This is a genomic window from Exiguobacterium sp. s39, assembly GCF_018618925.1.
Lineage (GTDB): Bacteria > Bacillota > Bacilli > Exiguobacteriales > Exiguobacteriaceae > Exiguobacterium_A > Exiguobacterium_A abrahamii.
In genome coordinates, this window is record NZ_JACSNA010000002.1 from 161,690 (window position 1) to 178,102 (window position 16,413).

The following is a 16,413-nucleotide window of genomic DNA, read 5'->3' on the forward strand; positions in this document are numbered from 1 at the left end:
ACACATCAAGCAGAAAGGAGGTAAACGACATGCGTATCATCCGAATTGTACTTCTATTCGTCATTTGTCTGTTGCCCATCTCCGTCGAAGCACACACGAGTTTAAAAAGCTCGAATCCGGCAGAGGGATCGGCATTATCTGAACCCGTCGATCGGATCCGGTTGACGTTCAGTGAGGCTGTTGAAAAAACAAGTACCTTACGTGTAGTAGACGCGAATGGCGTCGAACAGCCTCTCGCAAAACCACTGATCATTGGAAATGAACTCAGTGCCGTCGTCTCAGAGCCTTTAACGGAAGGAAAATACACGATCAAGTGGGCGTCGATTTCAGATGATGGTCATCCTGTGAAAGGAACGATTCGTTTTACGGTACTAGGTGCAGCAAAAGCTGAAACAAGCACTGTAGAAAAGGCTGAGCCGATGGAAACAAAAGCAGCAGTCGTTCCTGAAGCGGAGCCAGTTTCAAAAGGACTTGTTCCGACACTGCTTCCTTGGATCGTCGGGGGACTGTTAATCAGTATCGTCATCCTTCTCTTGTTACGTCGTCGTTCGACATGAGTACGTTTCTAGGCGAACTACTTGTCTACATGGGTGGAGCGCTTTGGATGGGCTATTTGGTATTATGCTTCATCCCAAGGAAACGGAAACCGCCATTGATGGGCGGTACGTCGTGGGCGGTAGCGGGACTCGGGATGCTTGTTCTTGGAACAAGCATCCCGGTCTTTGGTGCCGTTCGTTTTCTACTTTCGACGCAAACGATAACGGAAGCTCTACGAACGGGGATACTGGAGTTGCATATCGGTCGGATGTTTCTTGTCGTTTACTTCTCTGCTTTACTCCTATTGATCGTATTCGCATGGCAAAAACAACGCTCCATCCTACTTGCACTCTTGACGATCCCGTTATGGATTGGTATCGCAGGAACGAGTCACGCGGCGACCAAATACGGTGCGCTCGGATGGACACTCCAATTTAGCCACTTCTTATGTGTGACGGCTTGGATCGGCGTCGTGTTTTGGTTAGCCATCGGTGCTCGCTCGACCGCTCATTGGTCTGCCTTTTTAAGTTGGTTCAGTCCGTTTGCCCGGATCGCCTTTACCGGTGTCATCCTGTCAGGGCTGTTACTGATGCAACTGGCGATTCCGCTTGAACGTTATCCGAATCTCTGGGGTATGCCATACGGTCAAGCGTTGTTGCTGAAGCACCTCCTGCTGTTGCCACTTTTATTCTATGCCTTCTGTAATGGCACGCTTGTCCGGCGTCGGTTGCGTTTTGACTCAACGTACGATCCGCGGCCACTACTCCGGATGGAGAGTATCATTTTAGTATTGCTGTTCATGGCGAGCGCTTCACTCAGTCGTCTGGAACAACCGACGCTAGGGCAACTACCGGTCAGTGGTCCAGCAGGGGACAGGTGGGTCTTGATGATGGGAATCGCCACGCTACCATTGCTTTTACTCGGATATCGTCGGCATGCAGTGGGTGTCTTACTGAGTTTATTCAGCGTCAGTTTGATCTATCTTGGGCTGCTAGCGACAGGGTGAGTACAAAAAAACAAGGTAGCGGATCGTTCCGCTACCTTGTTTGACGTGGTTTTATTTCGTTGAAACAGCGCAATTCGTCGCTTTCGCAAGAATCTTCGAATAGGCACGTGCACCCTTGATATTCAAATGAACACCATCCGCTTCGAAGTAAGATGGATGTTTGACGGCAACGGCATGCCAGTCAATCAGTTCGACTCGTTTCCGCTTTGATGCCTCGCGTAACATCTGATTGACTTCCGCTTCCCACGGACGCGGGACGCGTGCAGTGACCAGATAGATGTGATCGGCATTTGCGAATTGATCAAGCAAACTGTTCAACTGATCCTTCCGGAAGCTACCGTTCGTTCCGAGATGAAGGATGACTTGTCGTCCATGCTGGTTATATGCGGCGTATTGTTGACTCAATGGAATCGCCTCCCGGAGCTGGCGACCGAGTTTCGCATCGATCGTCAATTGCTTGAGTGTACTACCGAGATAATCTTCGACACCAAGCAGGACCGAGTCCCCGATCGCAAGCGTCGGTCGACAGATTTTTCGCTGATCGGATGTTGCTTTCGGTGTCGTCGGTTTCAGGACCGGCTTCGGTTTTTCTTTTGGCGCTGCTATCTTTTCGAAAGCAGGTTCTGGCTTTGGCGTATCGGAGACAGCAAGAATCGATAAGTTACCGATGAAGCTGACGATAAGAATCGTCAACATGGCAACACTCGTCCACTGCATCGTTGAAAACTGACGTAACTGTTGCGGATGTAACGATAGACGTTTTAAGTAACCGGACAGTCCGTGCTGACGAATCGGACGCTCGATGAAGCGATACGATCCTTCAGTTAAGGCGACAAGCACGACGACGATCAATACGGTCCGGAGCAACGAGAACGTGCCGATCTGTTCGACCGGTGTCAGCAGCGTGATGACGGGAAAATGCCATAGATACAGACCGTACGATCGTTTACCGATCGCAACGAGTGCTGGATGTGCAAACCAGCGACTCCAGATCGACGCCGGGTGAGCAATCGTAGCAATCATTAGTGCAGCAAGGACGGCGACAAGGAAAAAACCACCCCGGTATAAGAAGCTTCCGAACTCACTTGTGACGATCATTAATATAAGCAAGAGTGGCAAAGTAACGGCACCTGTTTGATTCAGTAACCGGACACCACGTTTTGGGATATCGAGCTTAAAGCGGGTCGGTTGCCACGCGAAAGCGAGCAGACTCCCAATCAATAGGGCGAATAAGCGAGTATCCGTGCCATAGTAGACACGACTTGGATCTTCACCAGATGTGAACTGAATCGCCATCGCGAGCACGGATGCACCGATCGCAACACCGATCAATTGCAAAAATAAGCGACGATTTTTCATTCCGAACCAAAGTAAGATCGGGAATAGCAGGTAGAACTGCTCCTCGATTGCGAGCGACCAAAGATTTTGAATCGGTGATGGTTTGCCGAACGAATCGAAATAGGAGACGTCATGGAAGATATACCACCAGTTCGTCCCGTAAATGAGCGCAAAGGCACTATCTTGGCGAACCGTATGCAACAGTTCGCGTTCAAAGATGGTCACGTACCCGAGAACGAGTAACAGCATGACGAATAGGGCTGGGAACAGGCGACGGAAGCGGTGAATCCAAAACCGTTTCAAGTCGAGGCGTCCGCTCGTTTGCCACTCGCGCAACAAGAGACCGGTAATCAGGTAACCGGATAGGACGAAAAAGAGATCAACACCGAGGAAACCACCGGAGAAGAATGAAACGGATAAGTGGTAGATAATGACAGATAGGACAGCGAAGGCACGCAAGCCATCAAGCCCTGGCATATATGTAATCGAACGAGACGAGGATTTCATAAAACACGAACAACTCCTTTAAAACGACAACTAATTTCTAACAGTCTTTAGTGTATCGAATTCCAATTTCAAAGAAGTGTCTAAGAAGTAACAACCTGACTAAAAAAGCACCCGACGAAAGCGTCGGATGCAGGCTTACGAAACATGTGGAAAACGACAGGTCACGATGAAGCGGTTGTCTTGTGAAGTCAACGCGACGCTCCCCCCATGACGCGCCATGATTTGTTGAACGATTGACAGACCGATACCGGAGCCACCAGACGAGCGGGAAGCATCGGACGTCCCGAACGGTGTTAGCCATTCGTTTAGTTCTTCTAGCGTATAAGTCGCTTCAATCGCATTCGAACAGATCAGCTGGATGCCTTCTGCTTCTTCTTTGATCGTAATTCGAAGATCCCCCGTCCCGTGAAGCGTTGCATTGCGAATCAAATTCTCAAGCAAGCGCCGTAAGAGCATCGGATCGGCGAAGAGAGTCGCGTGTGCAGGACCATTGACAGTAGCGGAAGTGCCAGGAAACAGTTCCAGGACTTGTTCCGTTAAGGTTACGAGATCGAGTGAGATCGGTTCGACCGGATAATCGGTGTTCGATAATTTAGCGAGCGTGAACAGTTCATCGATCCGGGCAGCGAGCGTTTCCGATTGGCGGGTGACGATCGCTAGAAGCTCCGTGCGTTCTGTCGCAGATAACGTCTCGTGTTTTTCCGTCAGCCACTGAATGAAGCCTTGGATTGAGGTCAAGGGTGTCCGTAAGTCATGCGATAGACTGGTAATCAACCGCAACTGTTGAACGAACCGCTCCTGATCACGCATCCGTAACGTTCGGAGTTCCTGTTCGATTCGTTCGATCGATTGAGCGAACAATTTGAACTCCTTCGGTCCTTTGACGGGAGGTAACGGTTCTGTTGGCGCTGGTTCGACCGTCAACCGCTCAAGCCGTCGCTCGAGTTCCCGGAACAATCCGGCAATCCACCGCGTTAACAGTAGTAAAAAGAGGATGAACAGCGTCAATTGTAGGAGGAAAAAAGTACTTGAATTCCCAATCTGATATTCGTTCAGTTTAGGCTTTTCTGATTGTACAGTTAAAAAATACCCGGGTTCGTTCTCTGATAAATCAATCGCTTCGATATGATGAAGAGTCCGAATCTTTCCGGTGTCGGACGGGTCCCTTTCGGTGGGAGTTTGAGCAGCGAGCAACCGACTTGGTGTTAAATCTTCCGGATACTTATCAGAAGCGTCGATGCGACGATTATCCGCATCGTAGATAGCCCATTCATAAGGACCATTGGGCGACTGTCCATTTTCGTAGCGGGTGATATCACGCTTCACATCTTGAACGACTTCTTGCTCTGTCGTGTAGTAATAACGAGGAAGTGTCTTTGTACCAATCGGCAACTGACTGGCAAATAACCAGGCAAGCGCTGTGCTCAAGAAAGCCGCGAGTAGCAACAAGACAAGCATCCAAATCGTCAGTTTGATCCGTCTCATAGCTCGACCTTATAACCGACGCCCCAGACCGTCTGGAGGTAGCGTGGTTCTTTTGGGACGTCCTCGATCTTGTCACGGAGCTTATGGATCAGGACCATGACAGCGTTCGACGCGGAACCGAGTGCTTCCTCCTGCCAAACCCGTTCATAGAGGTCGTCAGCCGAGAAGACACGACGGGGATGATTCAAGAACAGCGCCAGGCAATCAAATTCACGGCGGGTCAGGGCAAGTGGCACATCATATTTAAAGATGACGCGTTCGTCTTCTTTGAGCGTGAATGGTCCCACCTGGACTGCTGAAGCCGTAGTTGGGACATGATACTGGCTGACGCGGCGTAACAGTGCCTTGACGCGGGCGACGACCTCAAGCGGATTGAACGGTTTACCGATGTAATCGTCCGCCCCGAAGGTCAAACCTTGAATCTTATCCATGTCTTCGCGTTTCGCCGTCAGCATCAAGACGGGTAACGTATGTCCGGCAGCGCGTGCTGCCTGAACGGTCGAGAAACCATCGCGGACGGGCATCATCACGTCGAGCAACATCGCATCGACTGGACGCGAAGCGAGGATCGCTAACGCCTCCTCGCCATTGTCGGCTTCAATGATTTCGTGGCCCTCATTTGTTAAATACAGTCGAAGCAATTGACGGATGTCGGCTTCGTCATCAACGATTAAGAGCGTGGGCATGTGTAGATTCCTCCTGTTGTACCCCTTCGAAAACGTAAGCCGGGGGCAGATTATAAAGCGTATGCGAATAACTGTGTTCTTGAAAATAATCCCGGAACATCTTGAACTGGAATCGGGTGTATTGAAAGGCGATGAAGTGACCGCCTGGTCGTAATAACGTTTGGAACTGTGCCAATAATTCATGCCGTAACGCTGCCGAGAACGACGCGAATGGGAGACCACTGACGATGATGTCGATTTGTCCGCTCCATGAATCGGATAATCCTTGAACGTCACCAATCAAGAGAGTGACATTCGTTTCGTCAGCAAGCAACTGCTCGAGTGCAGGGCGAAACGTTTCGCTCCGTTCGCAAATCAAGAGATGTGTCTCCGGTGAACGAGCGGCTAGCAAAGCTTTTGTGATGGCCCCGTCACCCGCTCCGACTTCGAGAATCTGATGCGGACGATCGGCGACGGCGCGGCGCGCCATCATTTCGGCAAGACGTGGACTGCTCGGTGCGACCGCTCCGACACGCAGTGGTGCGTGAAGTGCTTCTTTTAAGAAATCAAACATGAAAACCCTACTTTCCGTTGAGTATATCATGTAGTATGCACATCGTCCCTTTCGAAAACAGGACGATGTTTCTTAAGTGAATCTTAAATATATCGATGCCTGATTTTCGGCGACATCGTGACCGAACAAGCCGGTATACTAGAGACAAAGGAGGGGGAAGGCGATGGAACATCACACGTATTATGAAGCGCTCGTTCGCCGAGACGCGACGTATGAAGGAACGTTTTTCGTAGGCGTCAAGACGACCGGCATCTTTTGCCGTCCGACGTGTCCGGCACGAAAACCAAAAGCGGAGAACTGTGAGTTTTTCGAGACGGCGCAAGAGGCATTGCTTGCCTCTTATCGACCGTGCCGTCGTTGTCATCCGCTCGCTTATCCCGGGGATCATGGTACGATTCAGCGCTTGATCGAAGCGGTCGAGGCAGAACCGGACAAACGGTTCAAGGAAGCCGATTTTAGAGCACTTGGTCTCGACGAATCAACGGCACGTCGTCAGTTCAAGAAACGCTTCGGGATGACGTTCGTCGCGTATGCCCGAGCACGGAGGATGGGGCTTGCGATGAAGGAGATTCGGACCGGTAAGCCGATCATCGAAGGGCAGTTGGCCGGAGGCTATGAATCCAGTAGCGGTTTTCGGGAGGCGTCAGCACGGATTCTCGGACAGGCACCGTCGCGCTTTGACGGACAGGTCTTACGCGCGAAATGGCTCGATACACCACTCGGTTCGATGCTGGCGATTGCCGACGATCAACTCTTACATCTGCTCGAGTTCGTCGACCGACGCGGGTTGGAGCGAGAAATTGAACAATTGCGTCTAAAAGCGCGCGCTGTCATCGTTCCCGGGGAATCACCGGTCTTTGGACAGATTGAAGCGGAGCTTCGTCGTTACTTCAAAGGAGAGTCGGTATCGTTTCAGACGCCACTGATGCGGTACGGGACGCCATTTCAACGTCGCGTCTGGGAAGAACTCGAACGGATTCCGAGTGGGGAGACGATCTCCTATCAAGAACTGGCGATCCGGATCGGTCAGCCGACTGCCGTTCGCGCCGTTGCACGAGCGAATGGAGCGAACCAACTGGCAATCGTCATTCCGTGCCACCGGGTCATTCGGACGAATGGCGATTTAGGTGGATACGCGGGTGGACTCGCACGCAAGGAAACATTGCTCAAACTGGAGCGCACACAGAGGGGACTGGATGAAGGATGAGTTTGATTAAAGATGTGTTTTCACCGAGTTGGCTCGACCGCTTAGGAGTAGCGGTCGACGTACCGGATTTTCGAAGACGAGTCGAACAGAGGGACTGGGAAGAACTCGCGTTTAAGCAACGTGTCCGTCGTGTGGCGGAGACACTCGAGACAATCTTGCCGCCGTTTCCGGACGCAGCGGGAGAACTAGAGCGGCTCGCACCGCAGTTTACCGGGCTACCGGGAATTGTTTTTCCAGAGTATGTCGAACGGACGGCAGACCTTGCTGATTGGACGCTTGCGTTAGCGACACTTGCCAAGTTGACGCCGCATTCGACGTCGGAGTTCGCCGTTCGCCGCTTTTTACTTGCTGATCAGGAACGTTTCCTCGAGCAGGCACTTAAATGGACAAGATCAGACGATGAACACGTCCGTCGTTTAGCGTCCGAAGGGACACGACCACGTTTACCATGGGGACAAGCGATCCCGCGTCTGATTGCTGATCCGCGTCCAGCGTTACCAATTCTTGACGCCTTATTACAGGATCCGTCCCTCTATGTCCGAAAAAGTGTCGCCAATCATTTGAATGATATTTCAAAGACACATCCGGAATACTTGATCGAACGAATTAGACGTCACTTAGGAACAGGTCCGAACACGGACTGGATTTTACGTCACGCTTCCCGGACGTTACTGAAGCGTGGGAACCCAGACGTGTTGCAGTTATTCGGGCATGTCACGCAAGGTGAGGTCGAGGTAACGGATTTAGTCGTCTCATCGGTGACGATTGGTCAGGAGTTACAGTTTTCGTTTCAAGTGCACAGTTCCGTTGAACAACGTCTGCGTCTTGAATACGCGATCGATTACGTCAAACAACGTGGAACGAGTCGAAAGGTGTTTCAACTGCGGGAGCGGGAAGTCAAAGGTGTCTTACAAGTCGAACGACGCCAATCGTTTCGGAACATGACGACGCGTGTCCATTATCCTGGTACACATACATTGACGATTTTGATTAACGGAGAGGCTTACGCGACAGCAACGTTTGAGGTCGAGGAGGAGAGCTGAATGAAAGGACGACATCCGGATTTTACGACGTCACGACTGTTTGTCGAAGCAACGGATGACGAATCGGGTTGTAAGTGGACACTGCATGCGTTGCGTGAGAAAACGATCGTCGGGACGATTACCTTCACATGGAATGGATCGACCGGAAACTTACGTTACACGACGACGGATGAGGACGATCAGCGCGGGTACATCAGGGAAGCACTGACATCGATTCTATCGTATCTCGCACGGACTTTATTACTGACGCATGTCTACGGCGAAGCAGGCAGTACGGCGGTCTGGCGTCGAAACGGATTTCAGTTGCAGTCGAATCGGTATGAACGCGAACTCCATCACTAAAGCCCCGCCTGCTTGAGCAGGACGGGGCTTAGTTGTGATTAGACCGTTGCTTTGGACCAGTTGAAATGGTCGCAAATCGCTTCAGCGCTTTCACGTGCGCTTAACTGTTCCGTATCGAGGAAGAGATAGTTGACGTCCGGCAATTCACCCGGCAGCGAGCGTGTCCGGTATCCGTCCGCCGTCTCGCGTAAGTCCTGTTCAGAAGCAGCGAGGTCACGCTTCGTTACTTTGTGCGTTAATCGGTTTTCGGTCGTGTTCCGGTGCAGACGGGTTGCGACCGGCGCATCGAGTTCAACGATATAGACGTCAGCACCCGCTTGTTCGAATAATTCGACTGTCTCTTCAATGAACTCGAGACCACCGCCTTCGACGCCGAATAGACAGAGGAATGTAAACAGAACACCTTCGAGCGAGCTGTTCGCCATTTCCTTGAACATCTCGCGGCGGATCGTATCCTTTAAGCGGTGGTGTGCGGGTTCAGAGAAATCAAAATAAGGCAATAACAGGTCGATCGTCTGGTGGTTATGGAAGACTTTCATCTCCGTCAACCGTTCGATTTCCTGACCGATCGTCATCTTTCCGACCGCTTGCGGACCAAGTAACAAGACAAATTTCATGGACGAACCTCATTTCCTTTTTCTGCTAAGAATAGCACATTCCGACGAGTGACATCGCTAGAACGTTTGTTCGTGATTTGATATAATTCAAGTATGAAGTCCCGTCGTGTCCTTGTCTGAAGGAGGACAACCATGCAAGAACAATGGAAAGCCGTCATCGGCTATGTAGGTATATATGAAGTCTCATCACTTGGTCGCGTAAGGTCGCTCGACCGGACGATCGTGACGTGTCGCGGTGTCCAGCAACGACGAAAAGGTGTCATGCTCCGTCCACGGCTCAATCGGGAAGGATACCGCAAAGTCACGCTCTACCAACGTGGTCGAGGAGAGCGGGTGCAGGTCGGTCTACTCGTCGCACAAGCTTTTCTGACGGCGGATGTCACGGAAGCGCGACTCGTCCGGCGCAACGGCAAACGGGCTGACGATCAGTTGTCGAACTTAGAGGTTCTGCCTTCGATCGATCAGCAGTATACTGAACTACTTGGTGAGTTTGATCTCTTGTTAGGTCAACGTGTGACGCTGTCACCTTTTCAGATTCGAACGATTCGCGCGCAGTACGAAAAAGGGAAAACAACCCGTCAATTGGCAGAGCAGTATCAGGTGACGGAGAACCGGATTCGCAACATCATCGATAAGAAGGAAGCACGTTATATCGGCTGAGAACAGAGGAAAAGAGCGCTTGCCAAGAATGGCAGGCGCTCTTTTGGTTAGGATGGCGATTCACTCGAACGAACGGTCTGTTGCAACGAACTGATCCGTGACTCGAGTACCTCGCTATGTGTCTTCAGTTCTGTTTGCTGGGTTACATGGTGTTGCATCTGTTCCCCGAGCACCTGGCTGTAGGATGAGAGCTCCGACATCAATTGCTGAACCGACTGTAGATGTTCCTGCATGTTCGACTGAACATCTGCGACGATCTGTCGTTGGTGTTCCACGGTACCCAGTGTCGTCTCAATCGTCGTCGCTTCGGTTAGCATCTGTTTTAAATGCTCCGTTGCCGTCTCGAGCTGTTGTGACGTCGAGAGAAACCGTTCCGTCATCTGCGAGAGCGCTTGTTCGACTTGATCGAGTCCTGTCGTCCACGTCTGATTGACCTGCCGGATATGGTCCGTACTCGTTCGGATATCGATCGCTAGTTTTTCGACCTCCTTAGCGACGACTGTGAAGCCGCGACCAGCTTCTCCGGCACGGGTTGCCTCAATTAACGCGTTCAGCGACAAGCGGCGCGTCTCTTCAGCAACGCGCTGGATATGCGAAATCGAGGTTTCCATCTGTTGCTGTAGGTGTGAGGTCTGTTGCAAAATCTGCTCTGTCGTCGCGGATTGTTCCTTCAGTAACTGGCTTTCCTCTTGTAAGGTCTCGAGTGTCGTGTGATTCGTCTGAACAGTATGTTGAAAACGGGTTACGGCATGTTGACTGTTCAGAAGTGTCGTTTGCATTTCGCTTAACGCATCGTGTCCTTGGGCAGTCAAACGTGTCGAGGCGACGATCGTCTGATCCATCTGCGTCGATTGCGCAAGTAAGGAACTGGCGACTTCATCGACGGCTTGGACCGATTGATCCATCGCGGATAAGCGCGAAGAGAAGTGGGGCTGGACGGCTTCAAGTTCCTGACTGGCTTGTTGCATCTCCGTCGTTAAGTCATTAATTTGTTGCATCAACTGATTGTATTGAAACGTCAGCTGTTGTAACTCAAAGGTCGTCGTCTTGAGCGTTAATGGACGATACGATCGCTTCGCATGCGCTTCTTCAATCTGTAAGGCGAGTTTCGATAACGGTGCCAGTTGGCGTTGAATCCGCCAGCGAATCAACAGGCTGATGCTGACAAGTGTGACTACGCTCACCCAGACGAGTGTCCAAGCTAAATCTCGAGCAGGGGCGATTAATTTATCACGGTCGGTCGTCAGTAAGATGACGTCATCGAGTTCTGGAATCGTCATCGCGACAAGAAATTGGTCTTGATACGAAAAGGCATATGTACGTGCATTCTTTAAGTGCTGTAGTAGTTGTTTTCGTTTTGCCGGTTCGAGTGTCAACGGTCGGAACGCCTCACTCGTGTTCAGGCTTTGGAAGCGAACCGTGTAGTCGTCACGTGATAAGTCGGTTCGCTGTTGCTGTTGCAATCGTTTGATGGCACGCGAGCGGTCTTTCGCGTCCTCCGGATACGCGAGAAACGTTGCCCGGACGTTCGCGTCGAACATCGTTAACTCACGCATTAGTCGCTCCTCAGTCGCTGCGACGGATTGTTGATACGATGCGTAAACGCTTAGTCCACTGATCATGATCAATCCGATGGCAACAATCGGAATCAACCACCCATTTAGTTGTTGTGCTAGTAATCGTTTTTTCGTAAGCATAAAAAACATCTCCTCCCGTGTACCTATCGGAAGGAGAAGAAACAACATGTATGAAGGTGTTGTACGGCTTGTGTAAAGGTCTTGTGAATCTAATTCACGTAAATCGGAAGGACAGTTGCAAGATGGGTCATAAGTGCTTGTGTCTCTTCTTTTGGTTCAGATGTGACGTAAATGATCAACGCAGCAGCAACAATGACGAAGATAGCGATGACAAGAATGATGAAGAATGGCATCTTACTTTTTCGTTTTTCGGCTTGACGGTCCATGAAAGATTCCCCCTTAATGATGTAGACGATAGACATATTTGTTTGATTCCCTCTCCTCTTGTTTGAAAACCTTGGAAAAAGAGGGGAATGTGTAATCTGACGGGAATAGAGTAACTATCTGAAATGGAATGAGGAGGATGTCGTCGTGCTTACGTTGCTTAATTCATTGTTGTTGAACTTCTCACTGTTGATTGCGACATTGCTGTTTGCGTTTTTACCACTAAGACGGATCGAGCGCATCTCGCCTAACTCTTCCTTACAAGTCCGACTCGCGATCGGTTGTATCGCCGGTGTGATTGGTGCACTGTTGATTTTCAACAGTATCTCCTATGACGTTGCAAAGATTGATTTGCGTCTTGTTGCACTCGTCACAGCGTACTTTTATGGGGGATTAGTTAGCGGGAGCATCACGATGCTGTTCATCATCGGTGCCCGATTCGCGGTGACACCAGCTGGCGAATACCAAGGACTGATTCTGACGACCTTGATCTGTGTCGCGTTACTCGTAACAGCGACGATTTATCGCCGGTTTGCTGCTCAACGGATGAAAGATTATCTCGTGTTGCTTGGAATAGGTATCGCATATAGCTTACCGGCGCTCTATTTATTGACGAACACGTTCGAGCGGTTTTTAGAGATTGCGCTCGTCTATATTATTGTCATCATGATTGGTGGTTACGTCACCTATCGTTTCTTACAGGAACTAAGAAAGCATTTTTTATTCGTCCACACGCAACAAGAATTGGCTTTAACGGATGGGCTGACGCAACTGGGAAACCGCCGGAAGCTAGATGAAACGTTAGCCGAGTATGCTCAGAACGGAACGGTCTTTTCCGTCCTGATTCTTGATCTCGATCATTTTAAATCAATCAATGATACATACGGACACGAAGGGGGTGACGTCGTTTTACGGCAACTCAGCCATCTCTTGCAATCGTATTGTCCAGAACAGGGCGTCGTCGGTCGGTACGGTGGTGAAGAGTTTGTCTTACTGTTGCCGGACGTACCACTCCGACAAGCGGAAAGACTCGGGGAGCGGATTCGTTCTGCATGCGCCGATCAACACTTCGTTTATAAGGAGCATCCCGTCTTTCATGTCACATTATCGCTAGGTGCTGCTTCATCTGATCAGGCATCAACCGTATTTGAGACCGTCCAGAAAGCGGACTTAGCATTGTATGAAGCCAAACAAACCGGACGAAATCGCGTCGTCTGTTACCGAGATCCCTTACTGTAAATAAAAACTGCCCCGTTCGACCAAATGGTCAGACGGGGCAGTTGTGTTTAGCGATGCAGTAACGAAAATACATCATGGCGTTCAAAATCAGCCAAAATATTTGGTGCAATCAACTGACGAATCGTTTCTTCGTCCGCCCAGAGATAAGCGTCGTGTTCTTCTGATAACTGAACGTCCGTTTGATGCGTCGAACAGACGTACATCAAGAGAACGATTTGCCGATCGGGATGCGTCAGGAAGCTCGAGGCATAGAGTAGACGCTCCGGCGTCACCGTCAATTGTGTCTCTTCTTCAATCTCGCGAACAAGACTGTCGACTGGCAATTCACCGAAGTCGATCTTGCCACCCGGACATTCCCATGTTCCGCCACCGAAGTCAGCAGCAGCCCGGCGGACGATCAGGAGACATTGCTCGTGAATGATGATGCCTTTGACGGCAGGAACGATCGCCGTCATCTGACGAGACTCCGCGATAATACGACAGGGTCGGTTCCTTCTGTTTCGACGAGGTACTGATCGCGTAGATAGATCCCACTCTCGTCAGCTAGTCCGAAGGCACGGTCTGTGCTTTCTTCCGTAAAGGATTGCGTGAGATGAGCAGCTTCGCCCCACGTCTCATAATGGACACAGACGACCGCGTCTTTCAGTAAGGCAAGACCAGGTAAGCGAAGGCGTCGATTGTCGCGTTGGTCGATCTCCGGAATCACACACCGTTCGGGCGAAACGAGGGCACCGGCTGAAAAGCCGGCGACCGGAACACCATCTGCGAAACGCGACTGAATGATGTCACCGATCGGTGTAGCGACCAAGTATTGCTGATACAATTCGGTCTCGCCACCGGAGATGATGATGCCCTGACACTGCTGTAGTTGTGCAAGTTGTTCGTCCGTTGGTGCGTCAGACAGTGGCAGATGGACGAACGACGAGATGCCATCTTCCTCTAACGGCTTCGTATAGATTGAGGCGTAGCTCGTCCAGTCCTTACCGGTCCGCGGAACGTATAGAATCGCGACCGGTCCACCATTCGTTAATGCGGCAAATCGTGTTCGTAAGTTCGGTCTAAAAGGAGGACCGCCTCCAAAGAGGAATAAGTGAGTCGGCATGAGGCATGTCTCCTTTCAAGTTTAATCGAGTGTATAGCGGTTGATTGTCTCGTGCAACTCACGTGAGAGCGTATAAATCTCTTCCGTCAGCGTATGCACGACATCCATTCGTTCGCTGAAAGCGAGCGATTGCTCGGATGCGTGTTGGTTGTCTTGGGCGCTGGCAATGATTCCGGCGCGTAACTGTTCGGCTTGCGCGACGAGGTGCGAAGCGGTCGATAAGACATCCCGGTTCGTTTCCGAAAGGGCCGACATATCAACGGTGACACCTTTGGACTGGGTGACGATTGAATCAAACGACTGCGTTGCTTCCGTGACACGAACGACACCGTCCTGAACAGCGATGGTTCCGCGTGCCATCGCGTCTTCGAGTTGTTTTGTCTCGCGTTGGATCGAATCGATCGTCTCCTGGACACGTCCCATCGATTGTTTTGATTGATTGGCAAGGTTCTGAATCTCACGCGCGACGACGACGAATCCTTTACCTTGTTCCCCAGCACGTGCCGCTTCGATCGAAGCATTCAACGAGAGGAGGTTCGTTTCGTTAGCGATCGATTCGATGATGCTGATGATTTCTAAGATATTTTGAGAAGCGGTTTGAACGCGGCGTGATTTATCGGCTGCTTCGTCAATCGCATTTTGAATCGATTGCATCTGTTCTGTGACCGCATGTAAATCCGAACGTCCGGTTGTCGCAAGACTTTCCGAACGGCTGGCGCTATCGACGACGAGAGCCGATGTCTGCGCGGTCTGCTCGATTGTTGCCGTCAAGGATTGTAAGGACGCTGTATGTCCATCGAACGCACCAGATTGGTGCTGGGCGGTCGCGGCGATGCCGGTCATCGCGTGTGCCATCTCTTTTGTTCCATGTCCTGTTTCTTCGGCTTCAACAACAAGTTCTGCGAGAGAGTCATCAATCGTCCGTGACATCGTATCGACCCGTTTCACGAGATCAATCAAAGATAGGCGCATCGTCTCGAATAAACGGGAGAGCTGTCCAATCTCATCACGTGACGTCGCAACGACGGGCTGTGATAAATCGTGTTCGGCAATCGCACCCGCACTGTGCAGTAACGCGCGGATTGGTCGGACGAGTGTGCGTGTAAAGAGGATCGCAGCAAGTGCAACGAGAGCAATTAACGCCACTAATGCAATCAATAGCTTTTGGACGAAATCAGATAAAGAAGCAAACACTTCTTCCGTATGGACTTCTGTGATCAATCCCCAGTTAACACCAGCGATTTTTAGGGGTGTGAAGGACGTCACGACTTCGTGACCATCTGTGTCCGTCAATTCTGTCGTTTTCGTCTGACCGGCAATGACTTGTTTGACCGTCGTCGATTGGATGCGTTTTTCACCGACTTCCGTCTGTTTTGTCGCTCGGAAATCAGAGCGTAAGCGTTGGTCAGAGCCGACGAGATAGGATTCGCCGGTCTTACCGAGACCAGCTGTTGTTTTCATGATTTGATTGATTTGATTTCCGTCGAGCTGGAGCGCGAGAACTCCGCGCGGTTGCTTCGTCTTTGGATCAACATAGGGGATCGCAAAGAAGGCTGCTGGAGCTTGTGACGGTTCGTAATACGCATAATCGGCGATGACGCCTTTTTGTTGTGTTAAGGCATTCTGATAGGCTTTTCCGAGCCCAGACGATTTTAAATCACCCGTGACAACATTCTGACCGAGGTCCGGTTCCTTGAATGCTGTGTAGACGACATTTCCGTCTGGATCAATGAAGAAGACATCATAGAAGCCAAACTGTTCGATGTACTGATTGAAATACGTATCGAATTTCTTTGCTTCTTGTTTGTAGGCGTCGTTCGCAAGTCCACCGTCTGCAAACTGTTTCGTCAAGGGGGCGAATGCTTGCTGAACTTGTTCGTTCTCAGCTAACGCTTCGAGATTCAAGAACTTCTCATCGATATGTTGCGTGACCGTTGCTTTTTTAGCATCACGAATCGCCTCGAGCTTTGAATAGGCTTCGTCCGTTAAGGCACCTTTTGTTTCGACATACAAGAACGAGCCGATCAAGACGATCGGTACAATTGCAAGACCGAGAAAAGCGAGTAACATTTTCGGATACAGACCCCACTTCATCCGCACACACTCCGTTCATATTAGATTTCTTTTAGT

Annotated in this window: 17 protein-coding genes; 7 read left to right on the forward strand and 10 right to left on the reverse strand. The window is 50.6% G+C overall.

The features are described 5' to 3' along the window. The first annotated feature begins 29 nt into the window (after window positions 1-29). Both KNQ11_RS12320 and KNQ11_RS12325 read left to right on the forward strand, forming a co-directional pair. The gene (locus KNQ11_RS12320) at window positions 30-557 is read left to right on the forward strand and encodes a copper resistance CopC family protein (RefSeq protein WP_149426699.1); all 528 of its coding nucleotides are present in this window, start codon (window positions 30-32) and stop codon (window positions 555-557) included. Then, the gene (locus tag KNQ11_RS12325) at window positions 554-1,543 is read left to right on the forward strand and encodes a copper resistance D family protein (protein ID WP_149426700.1); all 990 of its coding nucleotides are present in this window, start codon (window positions 554-556) and stop codon (window positions 1,541-1,543) included. Before KNQ11_RS12320 ends, KNQ11_RS12325 begins: the two co-directional genes overlap by 4 nt. Window positions 1,544-1,594: 51 nt before the next feature. On the opposite strand, the gene KNQ11_RS12330 is transcribed toward KNQ11_RS12325, so the two are convergent. The 4 genes from KNQ11_RS12330 to KNQ11_RS12345 all read right to left on the reverse strand — a co-directional run bounded on the left by KNQ11_RS12330 (window position 1,595) and on the right by KNQ11_RS12345 (window position 6,112). Beyond that, entirely contained in the window at window positions 1,595-3,388 is a 1,794-nt protein-coding gene (locus tag KNQ11_RS12330; protein ID WP_149426701.1) for an acyltransferase family protein, read from the reverse strand. 135 nt (window positions 3,389-3,523) lie between these two features. Continuing rightward, a complete protein-coding gene (locus KNQ11_RS12335) occupies window positions 3,524-4,873 on the reverse strand; it encodes a sensor histidine kinase (protein WP_149426702.1) in 1,350 nt (449 codons plus the stop codon). Further along, window positions 4,870-5,559 (reverse strand): response regulator transcription factor, encoded by a 690-nt coding sequence (locus tag KNQ11_RS12340; protein WP_058704642.1) that lies wholly within the window; start codon window positions 5,557-5,559, stop codon window positions 4,870-4,872. Before KNQ11_RS12340 ends, KNQ11_RS12335 begins: the two co-directional genes overlap by 4 nt. Then, a complete protein-coding gene (locus KNQ11_RS12345; protein ID WP_214772038.1) occupies window positions 5,537-6,112 on the reverse strand; it encodes a class I SAM-dependent methyltransferase in 576 nt (191 codons plus the stop codon). Before KNQ11_RS12345 ends, KNQ11_RS12340 begins: the two co-directional genes overlap by 23 nt. 163 nt (window positions 6,113-6,275) lie before the next feature. Between KNQ11_RS12345 and KNQ11_RS12350 the strand changes: the two genes are divergently transcribed. From KNQ11_RS12350 to KNQ11_RS12360, 3 genes are read left to right on the forward strand one after another with little or no spacing between them, the layout of a single operon-like run. Then, complete coding sequence (locus tag KNQ11_RS12350) at window positions 6,276-7,319, forward strand: bifunctional transcriptional activator/DNA repair enzyme AdaA (protein WP_149426704.1); 1,044 nt, start codon at window positions 6,276-6,278, stop codon at window positions 7,317-7,319. Continuing rightward, complete coding sequence (locus tag KNQ11_RS12355; protein ID WP_214772040.1) at window positions 7,316-8,362, forward strand: DNA alkylation repair protein; 1,047 nt, start codon at window positions 7,316-7,318, stop codon at window positions 8,360-8,362. The genes KNQ11_RS12350 and KNQ11_RS12355 overlap by 4 nt, the downstream gene beginning before the upstream one ends. Beyond that, window positions 8,363-8,704 (forward strand): GNAT family N-acetyltransferase, encoded by a 342-nt coding sequence (locus KNQ11_RS12360; protein WP_149426706.1) that lies wholly within the window; start codon window positions 8,363-8,365, stop codon window positions 8,702-8,704. Window positions 8,705-8,742: 38 nt separating this feature from the next. Here the strand turns inward: KNQ11_RS12360 and KNQ11_RS12365 are convergent, their stop codons facing one another. Continuing rightward, window positions 8,743-9,321 carry an AAA family ATPase gene (locus KNQ11_RS12365; RefSeq protein ID WP_214772041.1) on the reverse strand — a complete coding sequence of 193 codons (579 nt, stop codon included), beginning with the start codon at window positions 9,319-9,321 and terminating at the stop codon, window positions 8,743-8,745. 132 nt (window positions 9,322-9,453) lie between these two features. On the opposite strand from KNQ11_RS12365, the gene KNQ11_RS12370 reads away from it, so the two are divergent. Beyond that, the gene (locus tag KNQ11_RS12370; RefSeq protein WP_214772044.1) at window positions 9,454-9,981 is read left to right on the forward strand and encodes an NUMOD4 domain-containing protein; all 528 of its coding nucleotides are present in this window, start codon (window positions 9,454-9,456) and stop codon (window positions 9,979-9,981) included. Between the two features lie 47 nt (window positions 9,982-10,028). Here KNQ11_RS12370 and KNQ11_RS12375 read toward each other — a convergent pair whose 3' ends face one another. Both KNQ11_RS12375 and KNQ11_RS12380 read right to left on the reverse strand, forming a co-directional pair. Then, window positions 10,029-11,678: a methyl-accepting chemotaxis protein gene (locus KNQ11_RS12375; protein ID WP_214772046.1), complete on the reverse strand. Its 1,650-nt coding sequence runs from the start codon at window positions 11,676-11,678 to the stop codon at window positions 10,029-10,031. 89 nt (window positions 11,679-11,767) lie between these two features. Continuing rightward, window positions 11,768-11,944, reverse strand: a complete 177-nt coding sequence (locus KNQ11_RS12380) for a hypothetical protein (RefSeq protein WP_023466867.1) — start codon at window positions 11,942-11,944, stop codon at window positions 11,768-11,770. A 145-nt stretch (window positions 11,945-12,089) separates the two neighbouring features. Between KNQ11_RS12380 and KNQ11_RS12385 the strand changes: the two genes are divergently transcribed. Further along, a complete protein-coding gene (locus tag KNQ11_RS12385; RefSeq protein WP_214772056.1) occupies window positions 12,090-13,181 on the forward strand; it encodes a GGDEF domain-containing protein in 1,092 nt (363 codons plus the stop codon). Between the two features lie 47 nt (window positions 13,182-13,228). Here KNQ11_RS12385 and KNQ11_RS12390 read toward each other — a convergent pair whose 3' ends face one another. From KNQ11_RS12390 to KNQ11_RS12400, 3 genes are read right to left on the reverse strand one after another with little or no spacing between them, the layout of a single operon-like run. Beyond that, the gene (locus KNQ11_RS12390) at window positions 13,229-13,636 is read right to left on the reverse strand and encodes an NUDIX hydrolase (RefSeq protein WP_214772058.1); all 408 of its coding nucleotides are present in this window, start codon (window positions 13,634-13,636) and stop codon (window positions 13,229-13,231) included. Continuing rightward, on the reverse strand, window positions 13,633-14,283 hold the full coding sequence (locus KNQ11_RS12395) for a Type 1 glutamine amidotransferase-like domain-containing protein (protein ID WP_214772060.1): 651 nt from the start codon (window positions 14,281-14,283) through the stop codon (window positions 13,633-13,635). Before KNQ11_RS12395 ends, KNQ11_RS12390 begins: the two co-directional genes overlap by 4 nt. Window positions 14,284-14,304: 21 nt before the next feature. Then, window positions 14,305-16,377: a methyl-accepting chemotaxis protein gene (locus KNQ11_RS12400; RefSeq protein WP_214772061.1), complete on the reverse strand. Its 2,073-nt coding sequence runs from the start codon at window positions 16,375-16,377 to the stop codon at window positions 14,305-14,307. Window positions 16,378-16,413 lie beyond the last annotated feature (36 nt).